Here is a 22,707-nt window from a genome sequence, read left to right on the forward strand (position 1 = left end):
ATTCACAACCCAGCATCTCCATGGAAGCCCTCGCCAACTGCGCCGTCCTCAACACAACCGACAGCCTCAAACTTTCCATCACCAATCACCTGCGCTTCACCCTCGGGGCCTACATTGAAACGGCCAGCGAAAACGATTGGTATGTGGCCACTTCTCTTGCGGTGAGAGATCGTGTCATGGAGCGTGCCACCCAGTCCCGCCGCCAGCATCGCGCACAGGGAGTGCGCCGAGTGCACTACCTCTCTCTGGAGTATCTCATGGGCCGATTGCTGGAGAACAACCTGCGCAATGCTGGCATCTACGACACCGCCAAGCAGGCGCTCTCGGAAATGGGCAAGGATCTCGACGCTCTCGTGCAGAAGGAGCCTGACATGGGTCTTGGTAACGGTGGCCTCGGTCGTCTCGCCGCATGTTTCATGGACTCCCTCAGCACCATGGATCTGCCCGCCATCGGCTACGGCATTCACTACGAGTTCGGCCTCTTCCGCCAGGAGTTTGTGAACGGCAAGCAGGTGGAGCATCCAGATGCTTGGATGCGCGATGGCAGCCCCTGGAAGATTGCCCGTCCGTCCTACCGCCAGACCGTGCATCTCTACGGACAGGTCATTCAAAAGTTTGACGAGTTTGGCCAGCCGCATCACGAGTGGATGGACACCAAGTGCTTGCTTGGCCTGCCATGGGATATTCCCATCGTCGGTTATGACAGCAATACCGTGAATGTGCTGCGTCTCTGGCAGGCACAGGCAGATGAAGACTTCAATTTCAAAGTCTTCAACGAAGGCAGCTACATCGAGGCCCTGCGTGAGAAGGCCATCGCAGAAACTGTCTCCAAGGTGCTCTACCCGAACGACGCCACCGAAAGCGGCAAGGAACTCCGCCTTGTGCAGCAGTACTTCTTCGTGGCCTGCTCACTGGCGGACATCGTGCGCCGCTTTAAAGGGGGCTACACACTGCCGTGGAGCGAGTTTCCTTCCAAAGCCGCCGTGCAGCTCAATGACACCCACCCCGCAGTGGCCATCCCAGAGCTCATGCGCATTCTCGTTGATGAGGAAAAGCTGGAGTGGAGCCAGGCCTGGGACATCTGCCAGAAGACCTTCTCCTACACCAATCACACGTTGCTGCCGGAAGCGCTGGAGACATGGAGCGTCGCTCTTTTTGAGCGTGTGCTGCCGCGCCACCTCCAGATCATCTATGAGATCAATCGCCGCTTCCTTGAGGGCGATGTCGAAGCTCGTTGGCCTGGAGATGGCGAGAAAAAGCGCCACCTCTCCCTCATCGAAGAAAGCGGCGGCAAAAAAGTGCGTATGGCACACCTCTCAGTCCTTGGAAGCCATGCCACCAATGGCGTGGCCGCATTGCACACCCGCCTGCTTTGTGAGCGCCTCTTCCCCGAGTTCTTCGAGCTTTACCCTGATCGCTTTCTCAATCTTACCAACGGTGTCACTTTCCGCCGATGGCTGGATGTCTGCAATCCGGAGCTCTCCTCCCTCATCACCGAATCCATCGGTAGTGGCTGGCTCAAAGACTCCAGCAAGCTTATCCAATTGGATCGCTTTGCCGACGATGCGTCCTTCCGAGAGAAATTCCACGCCATCAAGCGAGGCCACAAAGTGCGCCTGGCCAAGATCATCCAGGATTCCTGCGGCGTCAGTGTCAGCCCCGATGCGCTCTTTGATGTGCAGATCAAGCGTCTGCATGAATACAAGCGCCAGCACCTGAATCTGCTGCATATCGTCAGCCTTTACCGCAAGATCATCGCCAACCCGAATCTCGACATCACGCCACGGGTGTTTATTTTCGGGGCCAAGGCTGCTCCAGGCTACTACCTGGCCAAGAACATCATCCACGCCATCAATGCCGTCGCGGCCAAGGTGAATCACGATCCGCGTGTGGATGGCAGGCTGAAGGTCATCTACATTCCAAACTACGGTGTTTCCATCGCCGAGCGCATCATCCCTGCGGCCGATCTCTCCGAGCAGATCTCCACCGCAGGCAAGGAGGCCTCTGGTACTGGCAACATGAAGCTGGCGCTCAACGGCGCGCTCACCATTGGCACACTCGACGGTGCCAATGTGGAAATCCTCGAAGAGGTGGGACCGGAAAATATCTTCATCTTCGGACTCACCGTCGAAGAAGTGACAGAGCTCAACGCGCGTGGCTACAATCCCTGGGACTACTACAACGCCAGCGAAGAACTGCGCCTCAGCATTGACTGGCTGGCCTCCGATTACTTCACCGGAAATCAGGATGAGTTTAAGCCGCTGCGCGACAGCCTGCTGTCTCATGGCGATCCATTCCTCGTCATGGCGGACTATGACAAGTACGCCGCCAGCCAGGCCGAGGTGGACAAAGCCTATCGTGACCAGGCGCACTGGCAGAAGATGGCCATCCACAACACCGCACGGGTTGGCAAATTCAGCAGCGACCGCACCATTCTCGAGTACGCCAAGAACGTCTGGAAACTTCCTCAGGTGCAGGTCTAGGCCTGGCATGATCTAGCGCACGCGACTCACGGAGCATGGCGTTTGGCCTTTGAGCCACCGCCATGCCAGATGTCGTATTTAGGATCAGCATACTCGTCGAAAAACGCCTCCAGCTCTTTCGAGAGATCAGTTGTTGTTTCTTCGGTGCCGGGCTGGCCGAATAGATTGAATCGCTCCTGCGGATCAGCCTGCATGTCGTAAAGCTCAGTGGGACCGCTGGGAATGCGCGCCACATACTTCCAGCGCTCTGTGCGGATGGCACGGGTGGTTTCCATTTCGTAAAAAACCGTGTTGTCCCAGCCTGCCAGCGGCTGGCCGCGCAGGGCAGGGGAAAAGTCACGCCCCGGTGACTTTGGCTGCTGAGGCATCTTGTCTCCCAGTCCTAGGTGAGCGAGCACGCTGGGCATGAAGTCATAGTTGCTCACCAGCGCATCACAGGTCTGGCCTGGTGGGATGGCCCCAGGCTGGCGGAAGATGAAGGGGATCTGCATCATCAGTTCATGCGCTCCAATGGGGCGAAAGTGGTCGCCCATGCCCCACATGCCGTTCTGGCCTCCCATCCAGCCCTGGTCGCTGGCATAAACGACCAGCGTGTTGTCATCCAGCCCGTTCGCTTTGAGCGCCGTGAGGATCTCGCCCACGCCATCATCCACGCCGCTCACCTCGCTGGCCATGCGACGGCGTGCGGCATCGGTGTTGTGAAAGGCCTTGTTGTCATGCTGCCAGGGGTGCATGGCATCCCGGGGAAAAGAGTGCAGCGGCTTGTCCGCATAGAAAGCCGCATGGCGGTTGCGCGCTTCGTTCAGCATCAGCTTGCCCAGCGAGTAGGGACCGTTGTAGGCCAGAAAAAGAAAGAACGGCCGTTCCTTGCAGGCCTGGATGAACTCGATTCCTTTCCGTGTCCAAAAATCTGTGGTGTAGCCTGCTTCCACACGCATTTGGCCGTTTTCGATCACCTTCTGATCGTAGAATTCCTGCGTGCTGCCATCCGGTTTTGTCGTCCAGGTGGTGAAGCCCTCGCTCGGCGTCATGTTCGCTCCCAGATGCCATTTGCCACTCAACCCACAGGTGTATCCGGCGGCGTGCAGCACTTCGCCCAAGGAGGTGAATTCCTGCAGGGTGTTATATGCCTCCGGTCCCATCATGTACTTTGGGTCCAGAAAGGAGTGCACTCCATGCTGGGAGGGGATCAGCCCAGTCAAAAAGGTGGCTCGTGTGGGCGAGCATACCGGATTGCTGCTCAGCGCATGGGTAAACCGGATGCCTTCGGCTGCCATCTGGTTGATGTTGGGTGTCCGGATGTCTGGGTTTCCATAGCACCCCAGCGTCCAAGCCCCTTGGTTGTCAGTCAAAATAAAGACTAGGTTGATCGGACCTCGCCTTGGGGCGGCGAAAGTTAGGTCGGCCAGCCCTAGTAAGAGGATAAAAAGGGTCCGCATGCCAGAAAAACGGGGCTTCAGGAACGAACTTGCCCATAACTGGCTGCTAAAGGCTCCCAAGCATCAATAATTAACTAGAATTACCATATTTAACATAGTTAATTATGTGCATAGGTGTCGCCCTCAGACGCCGCGGCCCCCTCATGCCGGTTACTCAAGCCCCACAGCCAAATTTTGACAAGCCAGTGCGCATTGCACCATGGCGCGGGCCTTTGCATTTCGCATTTCTGGTGATTTCAGCTGTGGTCACTTTGGCATTGCAACTCAGTTACTTCCTGCTGGTAGGGAGCATTTTGGTGTGGCTGTGCTGGCAGATTTGGCTTTTTACCGGCGGTCTGGCAGCCAAGGGCCTGTGGCATTGGCGCACTTTGCCCGAGCTCCTGAAACTTCTGTTCTGCGGGGGGACATGGATACTGATGCTCCGTCCGCTCCGTCCGCGTCCTCGTCACCCCAGGGCGGCGGTTCAGGTCAGTCCAGCCACCCAGCCGCAGCTCTTCGATCTCATCTACCAAATGTGCTGGCACCTGCGGGCTCCGGCACCGCAGCAAGTCTGGCTGGACACCTCCACCACCGTGCGCTGCTCCATGCATGGCGGTCTGGCTGGCATTCTAACGGGAGAGACGGTACTGCACATCGGCCTGCCGGTGGTTTCGGTCATTTCATCCCGGGAGTTTGGTGGCCTGCTGGCCCAGGAGCTAAGCCACAACGTCTCCGGGTTCTGCACGCTCTTTGTGCATGCCGTGCGCGAGATGAACGACTGGTTTTTTGACGTGGCTCTGGAGCCAAGTCTCCCGGGGGAGATCGCCCCTGGTGGCAGACCACAGCGCCAGTCCGAATGGATGCGGCTCACGCGCAAGAGCCTGCGCGGCTGGATGTGGCTGGCCAGGATACCCTTTATCTGCCTCGCGATCGTTTCCAAACTGGCCAGCCTTGCAACCTTGCGCCTCGTGCGCCGGACCGCGGCACGTTGCTCGGCCAATGTCATCGGCCAAGGCGGTCATGAGCGCATGCAGCGCAAGCTCGACCTGCTCATTGAGGCCCGCAAGGCGGCCGATCTTGAGGTGCAGCGCGGCGTGGCTCAGCACCGCCTGCCGGAAAATCTCTCCCTGCTCATGGCGCGTCATGTGGCCGCAGCCGCTAAGACTCGTGCCTCGGCGCGCGCAGAGGCAGCAGGGGAAAACGCCGCCGGCCTGGCTGCCACTATTCAGGAGGAGGCTGAAGAGGCCAGAGGCGCATCCATCGTGGCTCACCTGCCACTCCAGCAGCCTGCTGCCTCCATCCTGCGCCAGTTTGTCGATCTTTCCCGCCAGGTTAGCTACTTCTACTATCAGCACGAACTGGGCCTGAACCTGCACGAGCACCGCATGGTGGCTGACGAAGAGGTCATCCATCAAAACCGGAGAGAAGAGGAGTCTCTTCTCATCATCCGTCGCTACTTTGGCGGGCTGGCCCATCCCGAGCGTGCCATGTGCGGCCTGTGCAGCACACCCAACAGCGCCACGGCGCTCTCCGAACTCCAACGCGAGATCTTGCAGGCGCGCGAGGCTCTGATGCTCTGGGGCCCGCAGTTCAAGGTGGCCCTGCAGGAATGGAATCAGGCCTGGCAGCGCCGTCGTGACCTCGAGGCGGCCGCCACTCTCAGCCTCGCCGGGTTCACCGTCTCCCGCATGCAGTTTGGCACCGCAGACTCCACCCCCGCAACCCTGCGTGCGGAGGCCGCCTGCCAGCGCATGGTCATGGAGCACATGGAAGGCCCGTTGCAGGAGCGCGAGCGTGTCCTGGAGCGCCGCTTTGCCGCCGCCCTGGGTATGCTCTGGTGGAGCGATCCCGCAGACCTCAGTGACTGGCTCCGCGCACGCCGCCGGGATCTCCCCGCCTGGGTCACCATTTACGAGGCCATGTGCGGGGCTCTGACTTCGTTCCGCGAACTGCTCACGCTGTTCTTCGCTTTTCAGACATTGGGAGCCAAATTTGCCAACGTGGACGATCCCAGCGCCTTCCTGACCGCGCTGCAGTCCGTTGTGCCCAAGATGCTAAATCTTCTGCGCCAGATCATGTCCACCATGGACGGCGCCCCCTTTCCCTTCACAGACGATGGCAAGACCATCATGCTTAACAAACACCTTATGCCCGGACAGCTTCCGGAGATGCCTGGCGTTTCCATGACGTTGGCAGATGCTGCTAGCATGCGTGGCATCGGCCTCAAGATGGCCTCACTCACCTCTGACTGCGTGGCACCATACGTGGACGCCTTCCTCAGCCTCTACCACCGCGCCTTTGCCTGGCTTGCAGAGACCGCCGAGCGCACCGAGACCCACTTTCTCGGCGCTCTGAATTACGGTGGTGCCACCGAAATCCTGCTCCCAGATGAGTTCAGCACGCAGCGCCTCGGCATGCGGAGCAGATCGCCAGATGCCATCGCTGCCTGGAAGCCGCCTTCGTGAAAAAGCCACGAAATCGCTGCGAGACAGGAGGAAACGCTGGCTTGAACATCCTCAGGATGGCAGGATAGTTGCTACATCACTCTCCCAGAGCCCCCTATGTCGGAGCCGAGTCTATTCAGGCATTATCAAATCGTTCAGGACGCCGACGGCAACAACGTCGAGCTCGTCCGCAATTCCGAGCAGGTGGCTGTTCTGGCGTTTGATACCCAGCGACTGGAGTATGTGCACTGCCACGTGCTCCTCGAGCCGCTGGCCAATCGTGCGGCTTTTGAAGAGATCTCTCGGTCACTGCAAAAGCGCGGGCATCCCACGCTCGCTCGCATGGTCGAATTTGGCGAGGACGAGGGAAATCCCTTCTACATCACCAGCAGCATCGATGGCGAGACGCTCCGCTCCTACCTAGCGCGTCAGCAGGACCTGCCTGGCTGGCTGGCCATCATGATCGCTACTCGTGCGGTGGAGACGGCCGTGGCTCTCTGTGAACGGGGGGAACTCATCACCGATGTGCCTCTCGAAAGTCTGCGCATCGTGCAGACTGCTCCGCAGACCGTGCAGGTCCTGGCGGCGGACTTTCGTATCATCGACAGCAGCGCGGGCAAAAAGCGTGCGCTAAAGACCAGCTTTGAAAAACAGGCAAAGTTTTTGCGCACCTTCCTGGTGGAGCAGGGCGGCACTTTGCCAGACCACATGCTACCCGCTGCAGACTACGCAGAGCTGCTTGGCTCCTGCCTGGCCAGCGCCGGGGTGGGCGTCATCGCCGCCATGCGTGAGCTCCGTGCCAGCCTGCAAAAGCTCGCGCCCGAAAATCTTTCGGGAGAAATCCCCGCGCCACAAAAACCGCGTGCCCTGCTCGCTCCACTGCTGGCGGGCTACCAGGAGGTGGCACGTGGTCTCGTCAATCTGGTGCGCATCCAGAGCCAGCGGCTGGACATGGCCAACCCCTACAGCATGCGCGGCACACTGACCAAGACTGGTCGCGCAGTGCTCATCGAGCAGGTCCCTCCAAAGCGCGTAGCCCATTCTCGTGTCAAAGAGGCGGATGACGCAGCACTCAAAGCCGGAAAGCAGAGGGATTGCTCCAGCCTCATTACACTCGCTCTCGTCAATGAATCGGACGACATCACCTGCATGGCGGAGGAGGTGGCTGAGGGCATCAGCCTTGCAGACCTCATCCGCGAGCGTCATCGTCTCGACGTGCATGAGGCCTACCTCGTACTCGCGGGCCTGGACACCGCTCTCACCCAGTTGGACAACTCCGCACTGCCCGTGAGCAAGCTGCGCCTGGAGGACATCTTCCTTCTCACCGGTTTTGCCCGCGAGGATACCCGTAGCACCAAGCTGCTCGTCTCACGGCTCAATGAGTGGCCCGCTTTCAATATCATGGTGCGTGCCCATCCCACGCTCGCTTCCATGTCTGGTCGTGGCACCGATCCCGCGGTGCTCCTGCCTCTGCAGTCAGGCTCCGCAGGCGGCACGGTCTGGCATGCCAGCTGGCTCTCCGCGCTGGCCAAGTTCCTTCTTGGCTTTGAGTCCCCTCCCGGTACCATTCAGGAGCCCGAAGCCGGCGGGGCACGTGAGCGGGAAACCATAGCGCGTTTGCTCGATGACGAGATCGCCAAGATGAGCGAGGCCAAACCCGCCAAGCGCAGCGACTTTCTAGCCCGATACGCGCGCATCATTCAGCACTATGACTTGGCCAAACCGGTCGAGCCCTCCGCACCTGTCCGCAGCGCCACGACAGATCCTTTGGCAGGCCTCGGCTTGAAGCCCGCGCCTAAAACAGTCCCAGTCACCAAGCCTGCGCCCAAGCGCGAACCTATCGCGATCTCTGCCACTGAGCCTCTGCGATCGCCCGTGGCTCTCACCACCGGCGGTGCGGCACGTGGGGCGGAGGAGCCTACCATCGGCTTTGCCGAACTGCTCTTCCGTCATGGAGGTGCCGAGCCTTCTCCTCCAGACGCTCCCGATTGGGCGCGTGCCGCAGCCTCCGCTCCGCCCACGCTGCCAGAGCATCTCATTCCACGGGAAAACGTTCCCATCTGGCTGAAGGCCGCCGTCTTTCTTAGCGGCTCCATGGTTCTGGGGGCCATGTGCGCGCATCTCTCTGGCTCCGCGCTCTGGCAGAAAAAGCAGCACTCTGCTCCAGTGGAGGCCGCGCAGCCGCTCAAGGCTCCTGCCGCCGCTCCTGCCAAGTCCGGTAAGACGACAGCAGTGTCGGCTCCGCCCAAGGCTGGAGTCGTCGATATGCCCGCTCCCCAAACAGCCCCTGTGGCTCCTCAGCCTGAAGTACCCAAGGCCATCCCCCTCGTTGCTCCGCCTGAGGGCGTCCCTCCAAGCGGTGGAGGTGTTACTCTCTCCCTGCCACCTGGAGCCACCGGTTTGCGCGATCAGCTCGCGCCTGCGGCAGCCAGTCCAGCTCCTCCACGACCATGAAAACGGTGCTTCGCATCCTGGCCTGCGCACTTGCGGTGTGCGGTCTCACGTCTTGTCCTGAAACCACGGTGGACGATGACTTTGGCCTCAAGCCCGAGGCGCTCAATGTCAGCGACTGGAACGGTGACTGGACTCCGGTGGATGACGATGATGTGCTCCATCTGGTCGTGACAGATGCCGCCAAAGGTCTGCTCGTGGTCACTGAGCCTGGAAAGAAAGATGACAAGCCCTTGGAGATCAGCATCCGCGAGGCTTCGGCAGACAAAGAAGAAAAGCTCTGTTTTGCAGTCGTGCGCGATCCCAAGGCCAAAAAGAGCGGCGAGTCTTTCATGCTCTTCCGCCTGGCGGACGATGGCGTGCTTTTCTCCTGGAGCATCGATCACGACGCCGTGGCCGCCGCGATCAAGGCCGGTCAGCTTCAAGGAACGGTGAAGCCGGACAAGGACGGTGCTCATAGTCATCTCGATTCCACCCCTGCCAACTACGCGCGCCTGCTGGAACCGAAATTCTGGAGGTGGACTGAGCCCTCCTGCCTCAAGCGGTTGAAAAAGTGAGTGATCAACATGGCGCGGCGCATGGACAAGGTGCCGGACCTCTGATCACGCCACCAGCTTCACCACCTTGCTGCCATCCTGCGCCGAGGCCAGGCAGGCATCCAGCACACGCTGTGTCTGCAGGCTGATGTGCGGCCAGTGCGGATCGCGCTTCCCGGAAAGCACCAGTTCGGAGAAAGTGCGGAACAAGCCCGACTCCTGAGAGCCCGGCGCGTTGCTGCTTGGCTCGTCGATGACATCTGCTGTGCGGCCCTCATGCATGCTGGCCTTGCAGCGGTCCAGCTCAAACTCGGAACGCGTGAGGCTGTACTTCGTCTGGCTGCCATGAAAGGGCAGCACAAAGTCGGAGACCTGCAGCAGCCCTTTGCCGCCGCTGACGATGGCCCACTGCGCATTCGCCGTGGTGAAAGAGCAGTAAAAGGAGGCATTGGCTCCGTCGGCAAAAGTTAGCGTGCCGGAAAACTCGAGTGGCACCGGTGATGAATCCGCCGTCTGCTGCGTCTGTGAATGTATGCGGCCTGTCACCTCCACGGGCGTGGCGTAGTTCATGGCCCAGAGCGTGAATCGAAGGCAGTACCAGCCCAGATCTCCGAGACAGCCTAGAGGCTCCAGTTTGCCATGCGCGCGGATGTTGCTGCGCTGAAATTCATCGTCGCTCATGAAGCTGAACTGCGTGGAAATATGGCGCACTGGGCCCACATCACGGTCCACCACTCCGCGCAGATGCTTCAGGCGGCGGCCATGCATGAACATCACACCGTCCATGAACTGAACGCCATGCTTTTCGCAGGCTGCGATGATCTCCGCCACATCCGCCGCATTCACCCCGACGGGCTTTTCCACCAGGACATGCTTTCCCGCCTCGGCGGCGCGGATGACCCACTCCTTGCGCAGGCCGGTAGGCAGCGGGATGTACACGGCGTCGATGTCTGTGCGTGCCAGCAGTGCATTGTAATCATTCATGGCCTCCGGCGCCACCGCATGCGGTGCGCTGCTCTGGCATTCATCAATGAAGGCCTGTGCGCGCGAGAGATCGCGGCTGGCCACAGCCACCAGGGAGGCGTTCCCGGCATCCCGGATGGCCTGCCAGTTTTTGCGGGCGATGAAGGCGGCACCCAGGATGCCCCAGCGACAGTGGTTGGTGTTCATCTCTGACGAAGCACGCGGCCGCGCCTGCCGTCAAGCCCGCAGCCTCACAGCATCAGGCCAAAACGTGCGCTGATGGCGCGCAGCAGCGCAAACAGCAGCAGCGTCAGCACCGCGCTGCCGCCCAGCGCGCCATAAAAGCCCCACCAGCGCTGAAACGCAGGAAAGAGCAGAAACATCGGCAGCGTGGGCAGTACATACCAGAAGATGTAGTACATGTGGTCTGCCGTCTTTTGTGCACGCACCTCGGGCGCGCTTTCATAGTGCACCCAAAAGAGCGTGATGATGCTCACAAAAGGCAGCGCCGCCAGCAGCGCGCCCAGCTTGTCGCTGCGCTTTACCATCTCGCTCACGAGCGTGATGATGCCGGCGCTGAGGAGATATTTGATGATGATCTTCAAGGTCATGGCGGGCGTGTATTTTGGAGAAAGTCAGTAACGAATTTTGCGGCACGGGATTTCCCAGATCAACGATATCACGCATGGGCGTGATTGCAGACAACCTACCCTGCCATGAAAGCGCCACGTCTCACCACCTATCTTACGCTTCTTCTGGCCTGCTCCTTTGGGACGCATGCCCTGGCTCAGATGCCGCCCCGGCATCCAGCGCATCGGCCGCAGCATCCACCCCACCCGCCGCCTCCGCCACCCAGTACGGCCAAGCCGCAGTTTGGCGACCCTCTGCCTGGGCTTACCAAACCCCAGCTGGCCGCCTTTTTGGATGGTAAAGATGATTTCGAAGATTCAGAAACTGAGGTAAGCGGCCTTGGGCCCATCTTCAACCGCAGTTCCTGCGTCACCTGCCACAACGCACCTGTCACAGGTGGTTCGGGCCCTATCAACGTGACACGCTTTGGTCGCACTGATGGCGGAGTTTTCAATCCGCTGACCTCGCTCGGCGGCTCTCTGCAGCAGGAGATGGAGATCAATCCCGCATTGCATGAGGTGGTGCCACAGGAGGCCAATGTGGTGGCTCAGCGCAACTCCACCCCGCTCTTTGGTCTGGGTTTGATCGAAGCCATCCCCGAAGATCAAATCCTGCAGAATGTGAAGCGTTCCCCCGTGGATGGCGTGCTGGGAAAAGTGGCCAAAGTGGCGGACCCGGCCACGGGGAAAACGCTGATCGGCCGCTTTGGCTGGAAGGCGCAGCAGGCCACACTTCTGAGCTTTGCCGGAGATGCCTACCTCAATGAAATGGGCATCACCAACAGGCTCTTTCCTGTGGAAAACGCCCCCAATGGAAATGCACAGCTCCTCGCGCAATATGATACCGTTGTGGACCCTGAAGATGTCGTCGATCCCACAACGGGCAGGGGAGACATAGATCGTGTGGCGGACTTTATGCGCTTCCTCGGGGCACCTCCACGTCTGCCGCTGTCGAACTCTGCTGCGGTTGGTCGGAGCGTGTTTCAAAACACCGGATGCGCCGTCTGTCATGTGCCGTTCATGATCACCGGTCCCAACAAAGTGGCCGCACTTGATCACCAGGAGGTCTGGCTTTTCTCCGACCTGCTGCTGCATGACATGGGCTCTCTCGGAGACGGCATCGCCCAGTCAGCGGCTGATGTTCGTGAGATGAAGACTGCGCCTCTCTGGGGCCTCCGTGCCAGCGCACCCTATCTGCACGATGGGCGTGCACAGACCGTCGATGAAGCCATCAAGGCGCACGATGGCGAGGCCAAAGCCTCCAAAGACCGCTATCTCAAGCTGAGCAAGCAGCAGGTGCAGCAGCTGCTCGATTTCCTCATGTCGATCTAATTTTGTCAGGAGATGATTGGGAGGAGGGGTGAAGCAGGCGGAGGCGCCTGCTTCACTTTTTGTGCGGGGAAGGAACGATGAAAACGCTCAGCGTTTCACTTGGCCGGCGTTCTTCTTCACCGGCTCAGGCTGGCCACCGCAGCGTGAGATCACAAACAGACCCAGCAGCAGAACCACTGCTGCCGCAGCGATTACCATCGGCTTTTGCTTCTTGAGCTTTTCCACCAGAGACGGGGCGGAGGCTGGTGCTGCTTTGCCTCCCGCTGGGCGTGGGGCCGGTGCAGGGGAGGGGGCTCTGCGTGGCGCGGGCATGACGGGATTGGTGGTGCCTGGTTTGGGCCGGTTTGCCGCCACATGGGGCCCGGCTGCAATGGGGATCGTGCTGGATGTCGCATTATGCGCGCCTGGCTGCGGTCTCGGCAGCATGATGGGCGCAGAGCGCAGATTTTGCGGCGGCGGCATTCCCACGCCTGGAGGTGTCGGGGCAGGGGCTGGCACTGGTGCCTGCTGCACAGGCTGCGGGCGTGCGGCCGTCTCCACGGTCTGCGGCGCTTCTTGTTTCTCAAACTGCTCTCGTGCAGCCGCAGCCTTGCGCGGGCGTTGCTCAGGATCGGCGGCCATCAGGTGCATCACCCAGGCAGTCATCCAGGCTGGGACATGGGAGGCCAGTTTGGTCAGGGGTGTCATGTCATGACCCAGATGTTTGAGTCGCAGTTCCTTCATCACCCTCGCATCAAAGGGAGCGCGAGCGGTCAGTGCCTCATAGAGGATGCAGCCCAGGGCATAGACATCGGTGCGGCGTCGTGTCGTGCCATCCTGCCACTGCTCAGGTGCGGCGCAGCGGTAGGCTCGTATTTGCTCCTCGGGGCTGTCGTCTTTGGCAGCAAAGCCCTGGCCAAAGCCATGCAGCGTCACCTGCCAGTCGGCGGCAGATTTTCCGCTGATGCGCACATATTCCGGGCGCAGGCTGCCGTGCACGATGGCACCTTCATGCAGTGCGGATAGCACGTCCAGCAGCTGTGTTGCCAGGGCGGTGAATTCCTTTTCTGTGAGCGGTCCGCGCTCCAGCACCTCAGGCAGCGACTCCCCTGGCAGGGATCCGGCCACGATGGTGTAAAAGCCATCTTTGTCCGCGCCATAGTCGATCAGCCGGTCCAGATGAGGGTTCTCCAGCCCGGCCAGTTGGCGGAAAAGCTCCTTCAGTCCTTCGATCTCCTCCGGCTTCTGGGTCTTGAAGCGCCGCAGCCGCAGTTCATTTTCACGCTTGTTGTCGCGCACGAGCAGCAGCTTGCTGGCCGTGTCTTCTTCAAGAGGACGCAGGATTTCAAAACGGTTGGACATTCGGTAAAGCTCGCCTGTTCCTTTCAATCCCGCAAGCTTCTTGCCACATCCAATATTTGCAGGCTACAGTATTCTCCAACCGCTTCATGGACGATTTTCTAGTCATTGACCACGTCTCCAAATCCTTCGGCCCCCAGCGAGCCGTGGATGATGTCTCTCTGAGCGTCCGGCAGGGCGAGGCGTTTTCCCTCCTGGGACCCAGCGGCTGCGGCAAGACCACGCTGCTGCGCATGATCGCGGGTTTTGAGCGTCCGGACCGCGGTCGCATCCTGGTGGCGGGGCAGGACATCACCGCCCTGCCGCCTGAGCAGCGGCCGGTGAACACCGTTTTTCAAAACTACGCGCTCTTTCCCCACATGAGCGTGTGGGAAAACGTGGCCTTTGGCCTGCGCATGAGCCGCCGCCCGCGAGAGGAGATCCGCAGCGGCGTGGACCGCATGCTCGATCTCGTGCGCCTCAGCGAGCACGCGCGCAAGCGCCCCGCCCAGCTCAGCGGCGGCCAGCGCCAGCGCGTGGCCATCGCCCGTGCTTTGGTAAAGCGTCCGCAGGTCCTTCTGCTCGACGAGCCTCTCGCCGCGCTCGACCTCAAGCTGCGCCAGCACATGCAGATGGAGCTCAATACCATCCACGAGCAGGTGGGCACCACCTTCATCTATGTGACGCATGACCAGGGCGAGGCCATGAGCCTGAGCAGCCGCATCGCTGTGCTCAACAGCGGCAGGCTGGAGCAGGTGGACGCTCCTGCAAGCCTGTATGAAAATCCGCGCAGCAGCTTTGTGGCCTCCTTCATCGGGGATGCCAATTTCTTCACTGGTGTGGCGCAGGAGTTTCAGCACGAGGGGTATTTGCGCGTATTGATCGAAGGGCTCGGCAGCCCGCTCGTGCAGAGTAATGGTGCTGTCTCTGCCAATCAGCCGCTGCGCCTCATGGTGCGTCCGGAAAAAATCAGCCTTACCCTTGCACGCCCTTCCAGTGGAGATCGAGTGAACGCCTTTCGCGGCATCGTGGAGGACATCGCCTACTTCGGCTCGCACACACGCTACCGCATCCGTGCAGGAGAGCACAGCATCCTGGCGCAACTCCAGCGCAGCCGCTTAAGCGGAGGAGAGATCGATCCCGCACGCGGGGCTGAGGTGTGGATGAGTTTCCATCCCGATGAAGGCCGTGTCGTGCGGCTGGAGGACGCCGCATGAGGGCGCAGCGCCAGGGATCATCGCAGTGGCTTCTCTCGCTGCCGTCGCTTGCGTGGCTGGGTCTATTTTTTGTCATCCCGGCCATCCTTGTTTTTGTCACAGCCTTCCGCCCTGCAGACCTGCAGGGCGGTGTGGGCCCTGGGTGGACTCTGGCCACGCTGGAGGAGATTCGAGATCCCGCCTATCTGCCCATCATCTGGCGCACGGTATGGGTCAGTGCGGCCACCACCTTCTTTTGTCTGGCGCTGGCGTTGCCCATGGCCTTTCACATTGCGCGCGCCGGTCAGCGTCAGCGGCAGTGGCTATTATTGCTGGTGGTCATTCCGTTTCTTTCGAATTTCCTCATCCGCATCTTTGCCTGGAAGTCCCTCCTGCATCCCGAGGGGCCGCTGACGCAGACACTCATCTCTCTGCATCTCCTGCCTGAAAATGCCGTGCTGCTGCATCATGCGGGCGCCGTGCTGCTCGTCATGGTGTACACCCAGCTGCCCTTCGCCATCCTGCCGCTCTATGCTGCCGCGGAGAGGTTCGACTTTGGCCTGCTCGATGCCGCACGCGATCTCGGGGCCCGGCCGCTGCAGGCATTTGCCAAAGTCTTTGTGCCCGGTGTACAGCGTGGCCTCATTTCCGCTGCAGTCATGGTCTTTGTGTGCAGCCTGGGGCAGTACGTTATTCCGCAGATGGTGGGGGGAGTGTCCGATGATATGCTGGGCACCAAGATCGCCCAGCGCGTCTTTTCAGACCGCAATCTTCCCCATGCCAGTGCACTGGCTGGAGGCATGATGCTCGCGGTGCTGCTTCCCATGCTGGTGGTGGCTGTGTGGCAGCGCATCGGCAGAAAGGAGGGCGCATGAGACGCTCCCGCCTGCCTGCTCTCCTTGCCTGGGGCGTGGTACTCTTTCTCTTTGCACCTCTCGTGGTGCTGGTGGTCAATTCCTTCAATGCCTCCCGCTTTGGCGGCACCTGGGAGGGCTTTACGTGGGGCTGGTATGAAAAGCTCTGGGCGGCGGACGAGGTGTGGGCGTCTCTATGGCTCACGCTCCGGATCGCCGTCTCCGCAGCGCTCGCCGCCATGGTGCTGGGCACGCTGGCGGCGTATGTGCTGCACCGCTTCCGTTCCTGGTTGCAAAACGTGCACCAAGTCCTAATCACCCTGCCGCTCGTCATGCCGGACATCCTCATGGGCATGTCGCTGCTGGCCCTGTTTGTACTCAGCGGCGTGGAGACCGGGCTGCTCACCATCTGGATCGCGCACGTTACCTTCTGCCTCAGCTTTGTCACCATGGTGGTGCTTGGTCGCCTGCAGGACTTTGACTTCACGCTGCTCGATGCCGCGCAAGATCTTGGTGCTACGCGTGCACAGGCGGTGAGAAAGGTGCTGCTCCCGCTGCTGCTGCCCGGCGTGCTGGCCGGTGGCCTGCTGGCCTTTACGCTCTCAGTGGATGATTACGTCATCACCTTCTTTGTCTCCGGCCCCGGCACCACCACGCTGCCGCTGCGCGTCGCCAGCATGATGCGCACCAGCCGCACGCTGCCGGTCATCAATGCCCTGAGCACGCTGCTCATTGCCAGCACTTTCGTCATCGCCGCCGTCAGCTCACGCCTTCAGCGCCGTGCTTGATACACAGCGAAGCTCCTTGTTCACCTTCAGCACAGGTGCCATCATGCACGCATGACCCGTGAAGACGCCGCCACCATCTTTGAACGCATCGCCCTCCTCCTGGAGCTGAAGGGGGAAAACACCTTCAAGGTGCGCGCCTACCGCACCGGCGCGGAGATCGTCGAGAGCTTCAGCGGCGACATCATGCAGATGGCCGCCGAAAACCAGCTCGCCGGCATCAAGGGCCTCGGCGAGGCTCTGCGCGACAAGCTCCACGAAATGGCGACCACCGGAAAGCTGGAGTTTTATGAGAAGCTCAAGGCAGAGTTTCCAGACACCCTCTTTGATCTCTTCGACGTCCCCGGCCTCGGTCCCAAAAAAGTGGCCGCTCTGCACATTGAGCTGGGCGTGTCCTCCATCGCCGACCTCAAGCGCGCCTGCGAGAGCGGCGAGGCCGCCAAGCTCTCCGGCTTCGGCGGCAAGACAGTTGAAAAAATCCTCGACGGCATCGCCTTCCGTGAGCAGCACGCAGCCGAGTTTCGCCAGGATCAGGTGCATGCCCTCGCGCAGGAGATTCTGGAGGCCCTGCGCCAGCATCCGCACGTCTCCCACGCCGAGGTCTGCGGCAGCTTCCGTCGTGGCAAGGAAACCGTGCACGATCTCGACTTCCTCGTCTCCACCAAGCACCCGGAGGAGGTCATCGACTCCTTCGTCCAGCTCCCCATCGTCGTGGACGTCATTGCCAAAGGCCCCACCAAGGCCAGCGTGCATGCCACGCACGGCGTGCAGTGCGATCTCCGCGCCGTCTCTCGCAAGGAGTTCCCTTTTGCGCTGGTTTACTTCACCGGCAGCAAGGAGCACAATGTCGTCATCCGCCAGCGTGCCCTGGCCCGTGGCTGGTCGCTCAATGAGTATGCCTTCACCCCGGTGCCGGATCATGCCGATGCTCCCGTCATTCCTCCTGTGCATGATGAAGCCGAGCTCTACCGCGCGCTGGACCTCGACTTCATCGACCCCGAGCTGCGCGAAAACAAAGGCGAGATCGAAGCCGCCGAACATGGCGGTCTGCCTCATCTGGTGCAGTTGGAAAATCTGCGCGGCGTCTTTCATAATCACACCACAGCGAGCGATGGCGGTGCCACTCTGCGCGAGATGGCCCACGCCGCCCATGAACTGGGCCTGCAATACCTCGGCATCGCCGATCACAGCAAATCCTCCTTCCAGGCCAATGGTCTAAACGAGCAGCGCCTGCTGGCGCAGATCGAGGAGATTCAGGCACTCAATGAAGAGATGAAAGAGGAAGGCTTCCGCATCTTCACCGGCAGCGAGGTGGACATCCTCAAAGACGGCAGCCTCGACTTCAGCGACGAGATCATGAGCCGCCTCGACTACGTCGTCGCCTCCGTGCACAACGTCTTCAACCTGCCCGAAGCCGAGATGACCAAACGCATCATCCGCGCCATCGAAAACCCCAACGTGACCATGCTCGGCCATCTCACCGGCCGCCTGCTGCTCCAGCGCCCGGCTTACAACGTCAACATCGCCGCCGTGATCGATGCCGCCGCCGAGACCGGCACCATCATCGAGCTCAATGCCAGCGCCTGGCGTCTCGACATGGACTGGCGCTGGTGGAAGCTCGCCAAGGAGAAGGGCGTCAAATGCAGCATCAATCCCGACGCCCACAGCACCCACGGCCTGCAGGCCGTCATCTACGGCATCAAAGCCGCTCGCAAAGGCTGGCTCACCCGCAAAGACATCATCAATTGCCTCCCCCTCGGTCAGATCGAAGAGGCGTTGCGTGCCAAGCGCGCGAGGTAAAGCCCCAAGGTGTCGGGGTCTCCTGACCCCGGATCATAGTGGTCCGCACAGTCCTCTGTGCGGCACGCGCGGGCCTGCGGTTGCAAGAACTCTCTGCGTCACCGCTCGGAACTGCGGCTCACAGTTCCCCTCACTTCTCCGGAATGATCCTCAGCGCGTGGCTCGCCTTGCTGGCATACCACCAGCCCTTTTTAAAGGGGCGCAGGTGCACACCATCCGGGATCGGCACTCCGTTGCTGTCTTTGGTTCCAGTGCCCGTGCTGTCCAGCACCAGCGGCACGCCATCCGGGCTGCGGCCTATCTTTCCCACCCATAGCACCACATGGGACACCTCGCCCTTGTTGCTCTTCACAAAGAGCAGATCACCCGTGAGCAGCGTCTTTTCAAAATCTTCGTAGCGCTCGGGTAGCTCGATGCGCTTCACCGAGATTTTTCGCCCCGCTCCCGGGCCAGGAGCCTCGGTCAGTTCGGCCTGGTCCTGCACATCTCCGGTGGGCTTGATGCCCAGCGCTAGGTTGTACACAAAGGCCGTGAAGTTGCTGCAATCCACCCCCTTCGTCACAGGCGTGGTCTGCTTCTCATCCTTCGGCCAGCTCGCTGGCGGTTCCCAATCCGGCACGTGATGATGCTGGTAAGTGTACCCCACAAAGCGCATGGCGGTGGCGATCACCCGCTGACGCGACCACTCCGGGCTTTTATTGCTCATGCCAGCGGGCGCGCCGAAATGCTTTGCCGCAGGCCCCCAGTATTTCCAGCGCCGTTGGTTGGCTTCATCATACCAGTCTCGATAGGGCACGCTGGCCTCCTCCTTCCAGTTGCCACGCGGCCCTTTCAAGATGTCGCCTATCAGTTCCTCGTCGCTGTAGGTGAAGGCCACCTTGTAGGGAGATTGGTAGTCGGCGGCGGTCAGCGCGCTGCAGTAAAGCAGCAGGGAAAGCAGAAGCAGGCTGGTCTTCATGGTGCTCCCTTAAACGCAGCCGCGGTCAGCGGCTTGCATCCAGAAAATCACACACCGCAGCCGCCATCACGGCCACCCCGGTTTTGAGGCTCTCTTCATCGCAGTCATACATCGGCGTGTGGCCGCCATAGGTGAAGCCTTTTTCCTCATTGGCCACGCCCAGGCGGAAGTAAAAGCCGGGCACCACCTGCGCAAAAAAGCTGAAATCCTCGCCGCCCATCCCAGGGATCAGCTCGATTACGTTCTTATCCCCCACGATCCGGCGAAAGACCGGCAGTGTGGCATCGATCAGCTTTTGATCATTGTGGATGCTCGGGTACGTCTTGCGGTACTCCATCTCGTAGGTGGCCCCATGGGCCGAGGTGATGCCTTTCAGGATGCGCTCCATCTGCTCGATCACCCCATCGCGAAAGGCCGCATCATACGTGCGCACCGTGCCGCCCAGCTCCACCTTCTCCGCGATGATGTTCTCGCGGTCTCCTCCGCTGATCGTGCCGATGCTGATTACCAGCGGCTGCCGCGTATTCGTCTGGCGGCTCTTGATCATCTGCAGCGCCATGATGGCCTCCGCCGCCACGGCGATCGCGTCCACGCCTTTGTGCGGGGCCGAGCCATGCGCCATCTTGCCATGAATGGTGATGTGGAAGCGGTCGCTGTTCGCATTGTCATAGCCCGGCGTATAGCCGATCTGCCCCGCCTTCAGGTAATGCACCGCGTCATCCGTGCTACCAGCAGGCTGCACTACCGCCGTGGTGTGCAGGCCAAAGACCGCCGCAGGTTTCGGATTTTCCATCACCCCCTCCGCCACCATCAGCTTGGCTCCCCAGTCGCCCTTGTAGGTGGCTGGCATGGCCTCCTCCGCAGGCTGAAAGAGAAACTTCACGCTGCCTTTCACCTGGTCCCGGTGCCGCATCAGCAGCTCAGCCACGCCCAGCGCGCAGGTCGTGTGCACATCATGTCCGCATGCATGCATCACCCCCGGATTTTGAGAGCGGTAGGGCGCGCTTCGCAGCTCCTTGATCGGCAGCGCATCCATGTCTGCACGCACCGCCACGCAGGGGCCGTCCTGGGCACCCTTCAGCACGGCCACCACCCCGGTCTTGGCCACACCGGTTTTAATGTCGGTAAAACCCAGCGCTTTCAATCGGTCTGCCACCAGCTTGGACGTCCGCACCTCTTCATTCGGCAACTCCGGATGCATGTGAATGTCCCGGCGGATCTCCACCAGCCTGGGAAACATCTCATCGATGCTCTTTTGAAACAGCGCATCGCGCGTGTCTGCAGCGTAGAGGGAGGCGGAGAGCAGTAGCAGGCAAAGATATTTCATAACAGGCAGACGTTGGAGCCATGCCGATTTGTTCAGGCTTTGCTATATTCCGCCTGTTTGTCTTGCCAGTTGCCTTCTCACGCCACCGGCGGCGCATTCAAGTCCAGCCCCAGCTTCTTCAGCTCCCATTCTTTCGAGGCCCAGTCGATCTCCGCCGGAGTGCCCACGGGCTTCTCGTTGGTAAAGATGCCCACGGACATCGCACGCACCCGACGGTGGGTGGCGTGTTTGTCCACCAGCGGCATGCCCTGCGTTTTCGGGTTGGGATTCTGCGCGGCCTTTTCCTCCTCCTGCCACACGGTGGCCACCTGGTGCAGCGCCACGATGCGGTACCAGTGCCATGGCAGCTCGCACACCACATGGTCGCGGCACCAGCGCCAGCTGGCCATGCGCTCCAGCTCGGCGGGGCGCACCAGAAAGCAGCGCACGCATTTGCGCCGCACCACCTGGCGGTCCTCGCACGTCATCGCAAAGAGCCATGTCTCACGCGGAAAAGGCGTCGTGCCCAGATGCCCGGAGATGTGGTTGAAGGCATCATTGAGCACCTCAAATCCCAGCACACCCTCCGTGCGCAGCACGGGCTTGCGCAGCGTGGTGATGTCCGCCATCTCGCGCACGATCTTGCGTGCAGCCGGGTTGTCATAGAGCTCGTTCACCGTGGTGCTGGGCATCAGGTTGCGGAAAATGAGGGCGTACTTGTCCGTGCCCGGCACGGGCACCAGAAAGTGCGCCTGAAACAGCACATCGTCAGAGTCTCCCCGGCGCAGGCGGTCCAGCGCTTTCAGGTGCCTGCGGAAGAGCAGGAACCAGCTCGCCCCAAAGCCCAGCAGAAAGCCGACAAATTTGCCCGTGATCTCCGGCACCACGCGGTTCCACTCCAGATTCCGCAGCCAGTCCGCCACCTGCTGCGCATTCAGACTGCCTGCCCATTGGATGAATTGATCGTAGAGATTCATGAAGATATCGGAGGGGGGGCGGAGACGGCGGAGACTAGGGGTAAAACCTTGTTTATCAAGGTGTGAAGGTGAATTCATAATCACCCGTTTCCTGATGATCAAGAAATCGAAAGAACCCGAGCCAAAACGTGGACATCCAAGCGCCCGCAGCTAATCTGATGCCACATGCGCACCGCTATTTTAGCTCTCTCTCTGCTGCTGCTCACGACGGCTTTGATTGGCTCCGCATTCGCCGAGGACAAACCCCTCACCCGCGAGGCCGCCAAGGCACTCTTTGACAAAGCAGACCACGCCCTCAATGAAGCCTGGGCCGCTGCTAAAAAGGAGCTGTCGGAAGCCGACTTCAACAAGCTCAAGGAAGACCAGCGCGCCTGGGTCGAGCATCGTGATTACCTCGCTCGCTCGCCACAGTTTACCGGGACCAGCGGCCAGGATGATTTGTCCCTGGATGCGCCTGAATACCTGCAGGCCGCCGCCGGTCTGGAGGACGAGCGCACTGAGTGGCTCAAAGGCTTGATCCAGGATTGGAACGTGGAAGGGCTGACTGGAGCTTGGTCAGACAGCCGTGGCGGCAGCATTCAGATCGTCGAAAAGGACGGCCATCTGTTCTTCAACATCGAGTGTGTACGCGGCCCCACCTCTCACAGTGGCGATCTCAGCGGCGTCGCCGTTTGGAATTCTCCCATAGGCTGGTTCAGCGACAAAGGACTCGACAAAGACAAGCCCGATGAAACTAACCTCAGCTTCGTCCTGAGCGACAAAAAGCTCCAGATCACTGGCGCAAACACCGGCTACTACCATGGCGCCCGCGCCTATTTTGACGGCAGCTACGTGCGCGTGAAGTCTTTGACGCCGCAAGAGCAGGCCGTAGTGATTAAAGAGGCAAAATCCGGCGAAGCGCCGCAGCAGTAAATCACCCACTCTCCCATCTCACCATGCACGCCGCAGGCCCCAAAAATCCGCTCCATGGCATCACTCTCCAGATGATGGTCACCCAGCTCGTCGATCACTACGGCTGGGAGATGCTCGGCCGCATGATCCCGATCAACTGCTTCAACTGGCAGCCCAGCATCAAATCCAGCCTCACCTTCCTCCGCCGCACCCAGTGGGCTCGTGACAAAGTCGAAGCGCTCTACCTCGACTCGCTCCCAGACTTCAAGCAGCCGCAGAAAGAAGGCGAGCCGCAGACTGGAAGCGCAGAGTGATGAAAGTGCACGCAGTGTAGGAAACCTAGCGAGGAGTGTTCCGCACACTCCGT

The 22,707-nt window shown here is 60.6% G+C and carries 18 protein-coding genes; 11 read left to right on the forward strand and 7 right to left on the reverse strand.

Annotation, left to right across the window (positions count from 1 at the left end):
• Window positions 1-20: 20 nt before the first annotated feature.
• On the forward strand, window positions 21-2,483 hold the full coding sequence (locus tag HNQ65_RS15815; protein ID WP_184340608.1) for a glycogen/starch/alpha-glucan phosphorylase: 2,463 nt from the start codon (window positions 21-23) through the stop codon (window positions 2,481-2,483).
• 26 nt (window positions 2,484-2,509) lie between these two features.
• On the opposite strand, the gene HNQ65_RS15820 is transcribed toward HNQ65_RS15815, so the two are convergent.
• Window positions 2,510-3,922: a sulfatase family protein gene (locus tag HNQ65_RS15820; protein ID WP_281382106.1), complete on the reverse strand. Its 1,413-nt coding sequence runs from the start codon at window positions 3,920-3,922 to the stop codon at window positions 2,510-2,512.
• 416 nt (window positions 3,923-4,338) lie between these two features.
• Here HNQ65_RS15820 and HNQ65_RS15825 point away from each other — a divergent pair, with 416 nt between their 5' ends.
• The 3 genes from HNQ65_RS15825 (at window position 4,339) to HNQ65_RS15835 (ending at window position 9,353) form a co-directional block, all read left to right on the forward strand.
• Window positions 4,339-6,366 (forward strand): hypothetical protein, encoded by a 2,028-nt coding sequence (locus tag HNQ65_RS15825; RefSeq protein WP_184340611.1) that lies wholly within the window; start codon window positions 4,339-4,341, stop codon window positions 6,364-6,366.
• A gap of 96 nt (window positions 6,367-6,462) precedes the next feature.
• Window positions 6,463-8,799 carry a YML083C domain-containing protein gene (locus tag HNQ65_RS15830; protein WP_184340613.1) on the forward strand — a complete coding sequence of 779 codons (2,337 nt, stop codon included), beginning with the start codon at window positions 6,463-6,465 and terminating at the stop codon, window positions 8,797-8,799.
• Window positions 8,796-9,353 carry a hypothetical protein gene (locus tag HNQ65_RS15835; RefSeq protein ID WP_184340615.1) on the forward strand — a complete coding sequence of 186 codons (558 nt, stop codon included), beginning with the start codon at window positions 8,796-8,798 and terminating at the stop codon, window positions 9,351-9,353. The genes HNQ65_RS15830 and HNQ65_RS15835 overlap by 4 nt, the downstream gene beginning before the upstream one ends.
• Window positions 9,354-9,398: 45 nt before the next feature.
• On the opposite strand, the gene HNQ65_RS15840 is transcribed toward HNQ65_RS15835, so the two are convergent.
• On the reverse strand, window positions 9,399-10,502 hold the full coding sequence (locus HNQ65_RS15840; protein WP_184340617.1) for a Gfo/Idh/MocA family oxidoreductase: 1,104 nt from the start codon (window positions 10,500-10,502) through the stop codon (window positions 9,399-9,401).
• A gap of 44 nt (window positions 10,503-10,546) precedes the next feature.
• The gene (locus tag HNQ65_RS15845; RefSeq protein WP_184340618.1) at window positions 10,547-10,906 is read right to left on the reverse strand and encodes a DUF3147 family protein; all 360 of its coding nucleotides are present in this window, start codon (window positions 10,904-10,906) and stop codon (window positions 10,547-10,549) included.
• A 105-nt stretch (window positions 10,907-11,011) separates the two neighbouring features.
• Here HNQ65_RS15845 and HNQ65_RS15850 point away from each other — a divergent pair, with 105 nt between their 5' ends.
• The gene (locus HNQ65_RS15850; RefSeq protein WP_184340620.1) at window positions 11,012-12,256 is read left to right on the forward strand and encodes a di-heme oxidoredictase family protein; all 1,245 of its coding nucleotides are present in this window, start codon (window positions 11,012-11,014) and stop codon (window positions 12,254-12,256) included.
• A gap of 87 nt (window positions 12,257-12,343) precedes the next feature.
• Here HNQ65_RS15850 and HNQ65_RS15855 read toward each other — a convergent pair whose 3' ends face one another.
• Window positions 12,344-13,597, reverse strand: coding sequence for a serine/threonine protein kinase (locus tag HNQ65_RS15855; RefSeq protein ID WP_184340622.1), 1,254 nt, complete (start codon window positions 13,595-13,597; stop codon window positions 12,344-12,346).
• A gap of 86 nt (window positions 13,598-13,683) precedes the next feature.
• On the opposite strand from HNQ65_RS15855, the gene HNQ65_RS15860 reads away from it, so the two are divergent.
• From HNQ65_RS15860 to polX, 4 genes are read left to right on the forward strand one after another with little or no spacing between them, the layout of a single operon-like run.
• Window positions 13,684-14,790 (forward strand): ABC transporter ATP-binding protein, encoded by a 1,107-nt coding sequence (locus HNQ65_RS15860; RefSeq protein WP_184340624.1) that lies wholly within the window; start codon window positions 13,684-13,686, stop codon window positions 14,788-14,790.
• Window positions 14,787-15,644, forward strand: coding sequence for an ABC transporter permease (locus tag HNQ65_RS15865; protein WP_184340626.1), 858 nt, complete (start codon window positions 14,787-14,789; stop codon window positions 15,642-15,644). The genes HNQ65_RS15860 and HNQ65_RS15865 overlap by 4 nt, the downstream gene beginning before the upstream one ends.
• On the forward strand, window positions 15,641-16,411 hold the full coding sequence (locus tag HNQ65_RS15870) for an ABC transporter permease (RefSeq protein WP_184340628.1): 771 nt from the start codon (window positions 15,641-15,643) through the stop codon (window positions 16,409-16,411). Before HNQ65_RS15865 ends, HNQ65_RS15870 begins: the two co-directional genes overlap by 4 nt.
• 51 nt (window positions 16,412-16,462) lie before the next feature.
• Window positions 16,463-18,208, forward strand: coding sequence for a DNA polymerase/3'-5' exonuclease PolX (gene polX / locus HNQ65_RS15875; RefSeq protein ID WP_184340630.1), 1,746 nt, complete (start codon window positions 16,463-16,465; stop codon window positions 18,206-18,208).
• A 130-nt stretch (window positions 18,209-18,338) separates the two neighbouring features.
• Here polX and HNQ65_RS15880 read toward each other — a convergent pair whose 3' ends face one another.
• From HNQ65_RS15880 to HNQ65_RS15890, 3 genes are all read right to left on the reverse strand, one after another.
• Window positions 18,339-19,166 (reverse strand): NlpC/P60 family protein, encoded by an 828-nt coding sequence (locus HNQ65_RS15880; RefSeq protein WP_184340632.1) that lies wholly within the window; start codon window positions 19,164-19,166, stop codon window positions 18,339-18,341.
• A gap of 25 nt (window positions 19,167-19,191) precedes the next feature.
• The gene (locus HNQ65_RS15885) at window positions 19,192-20,493 is read right to left on the reverse strand and encodes a M20 metallopeptidase family protein (RefSeq protein ID WP_184340634.1); all 1,302 of its coding nucleotides are present in this window, start codon (window positions 20,491-20,493) and stop codon (window positions 19,192-19,194) included.
• A 77-nt stretch (window positions 20,494-20,570) separates the two neighbouring features.
• Window positions 20,571-21,449, reverse strand: a complete 879-nt coding sequence (locus HNQ65_RS15890; protein ID WP_184340636.1) for a hypothetical protein — start codon at window positions 21,447-21,449, stop codon at window positions 20,571-20,573.
• Between the two features lie 165 nt (window positions 21,450-21,614).
• Here HNQ65_RS15890 and HNQ65_RS15895 point away from each other — a divergent pair, with 165 nt between their 5' ends.
• A complete protein-coding gene (locus tag HNQ65_RS15895; protein WP_184340638.1) occupies window positions 21,615-22,361 on the forward strand; it encodes a lysozyme inhibitor LprI family protein in 747 nt (248 codons plus the stop codon).
• Window positions 22,362-22,384: 23 nt separating this feature from the next.
• Window positions 22,385-22,654, forward strand: a complete 270-nt coding sequence (locus tag HNQ65_RS15900) for a VF530 family protein (RefSeq protein WP_184340640.1) — start codon at window positions 22,385-22,387, stop codon at window positions 22,652-22,654.
• Window positions 22,655-22,707 lie beyond the last annotated feature (53 nt).

The organism is Prosthecobacter vanneervenii (assembly GCF_014203095.1).
Taxonomy (GTDB): domain Bacteria; phylum Verrucomicrobiota; class Verrucomicrobiia; order Verrucomicrobiales; family Verrucomicrobiaceae; genus Prosthecobacter; species Prosthecobacter vanneervenii.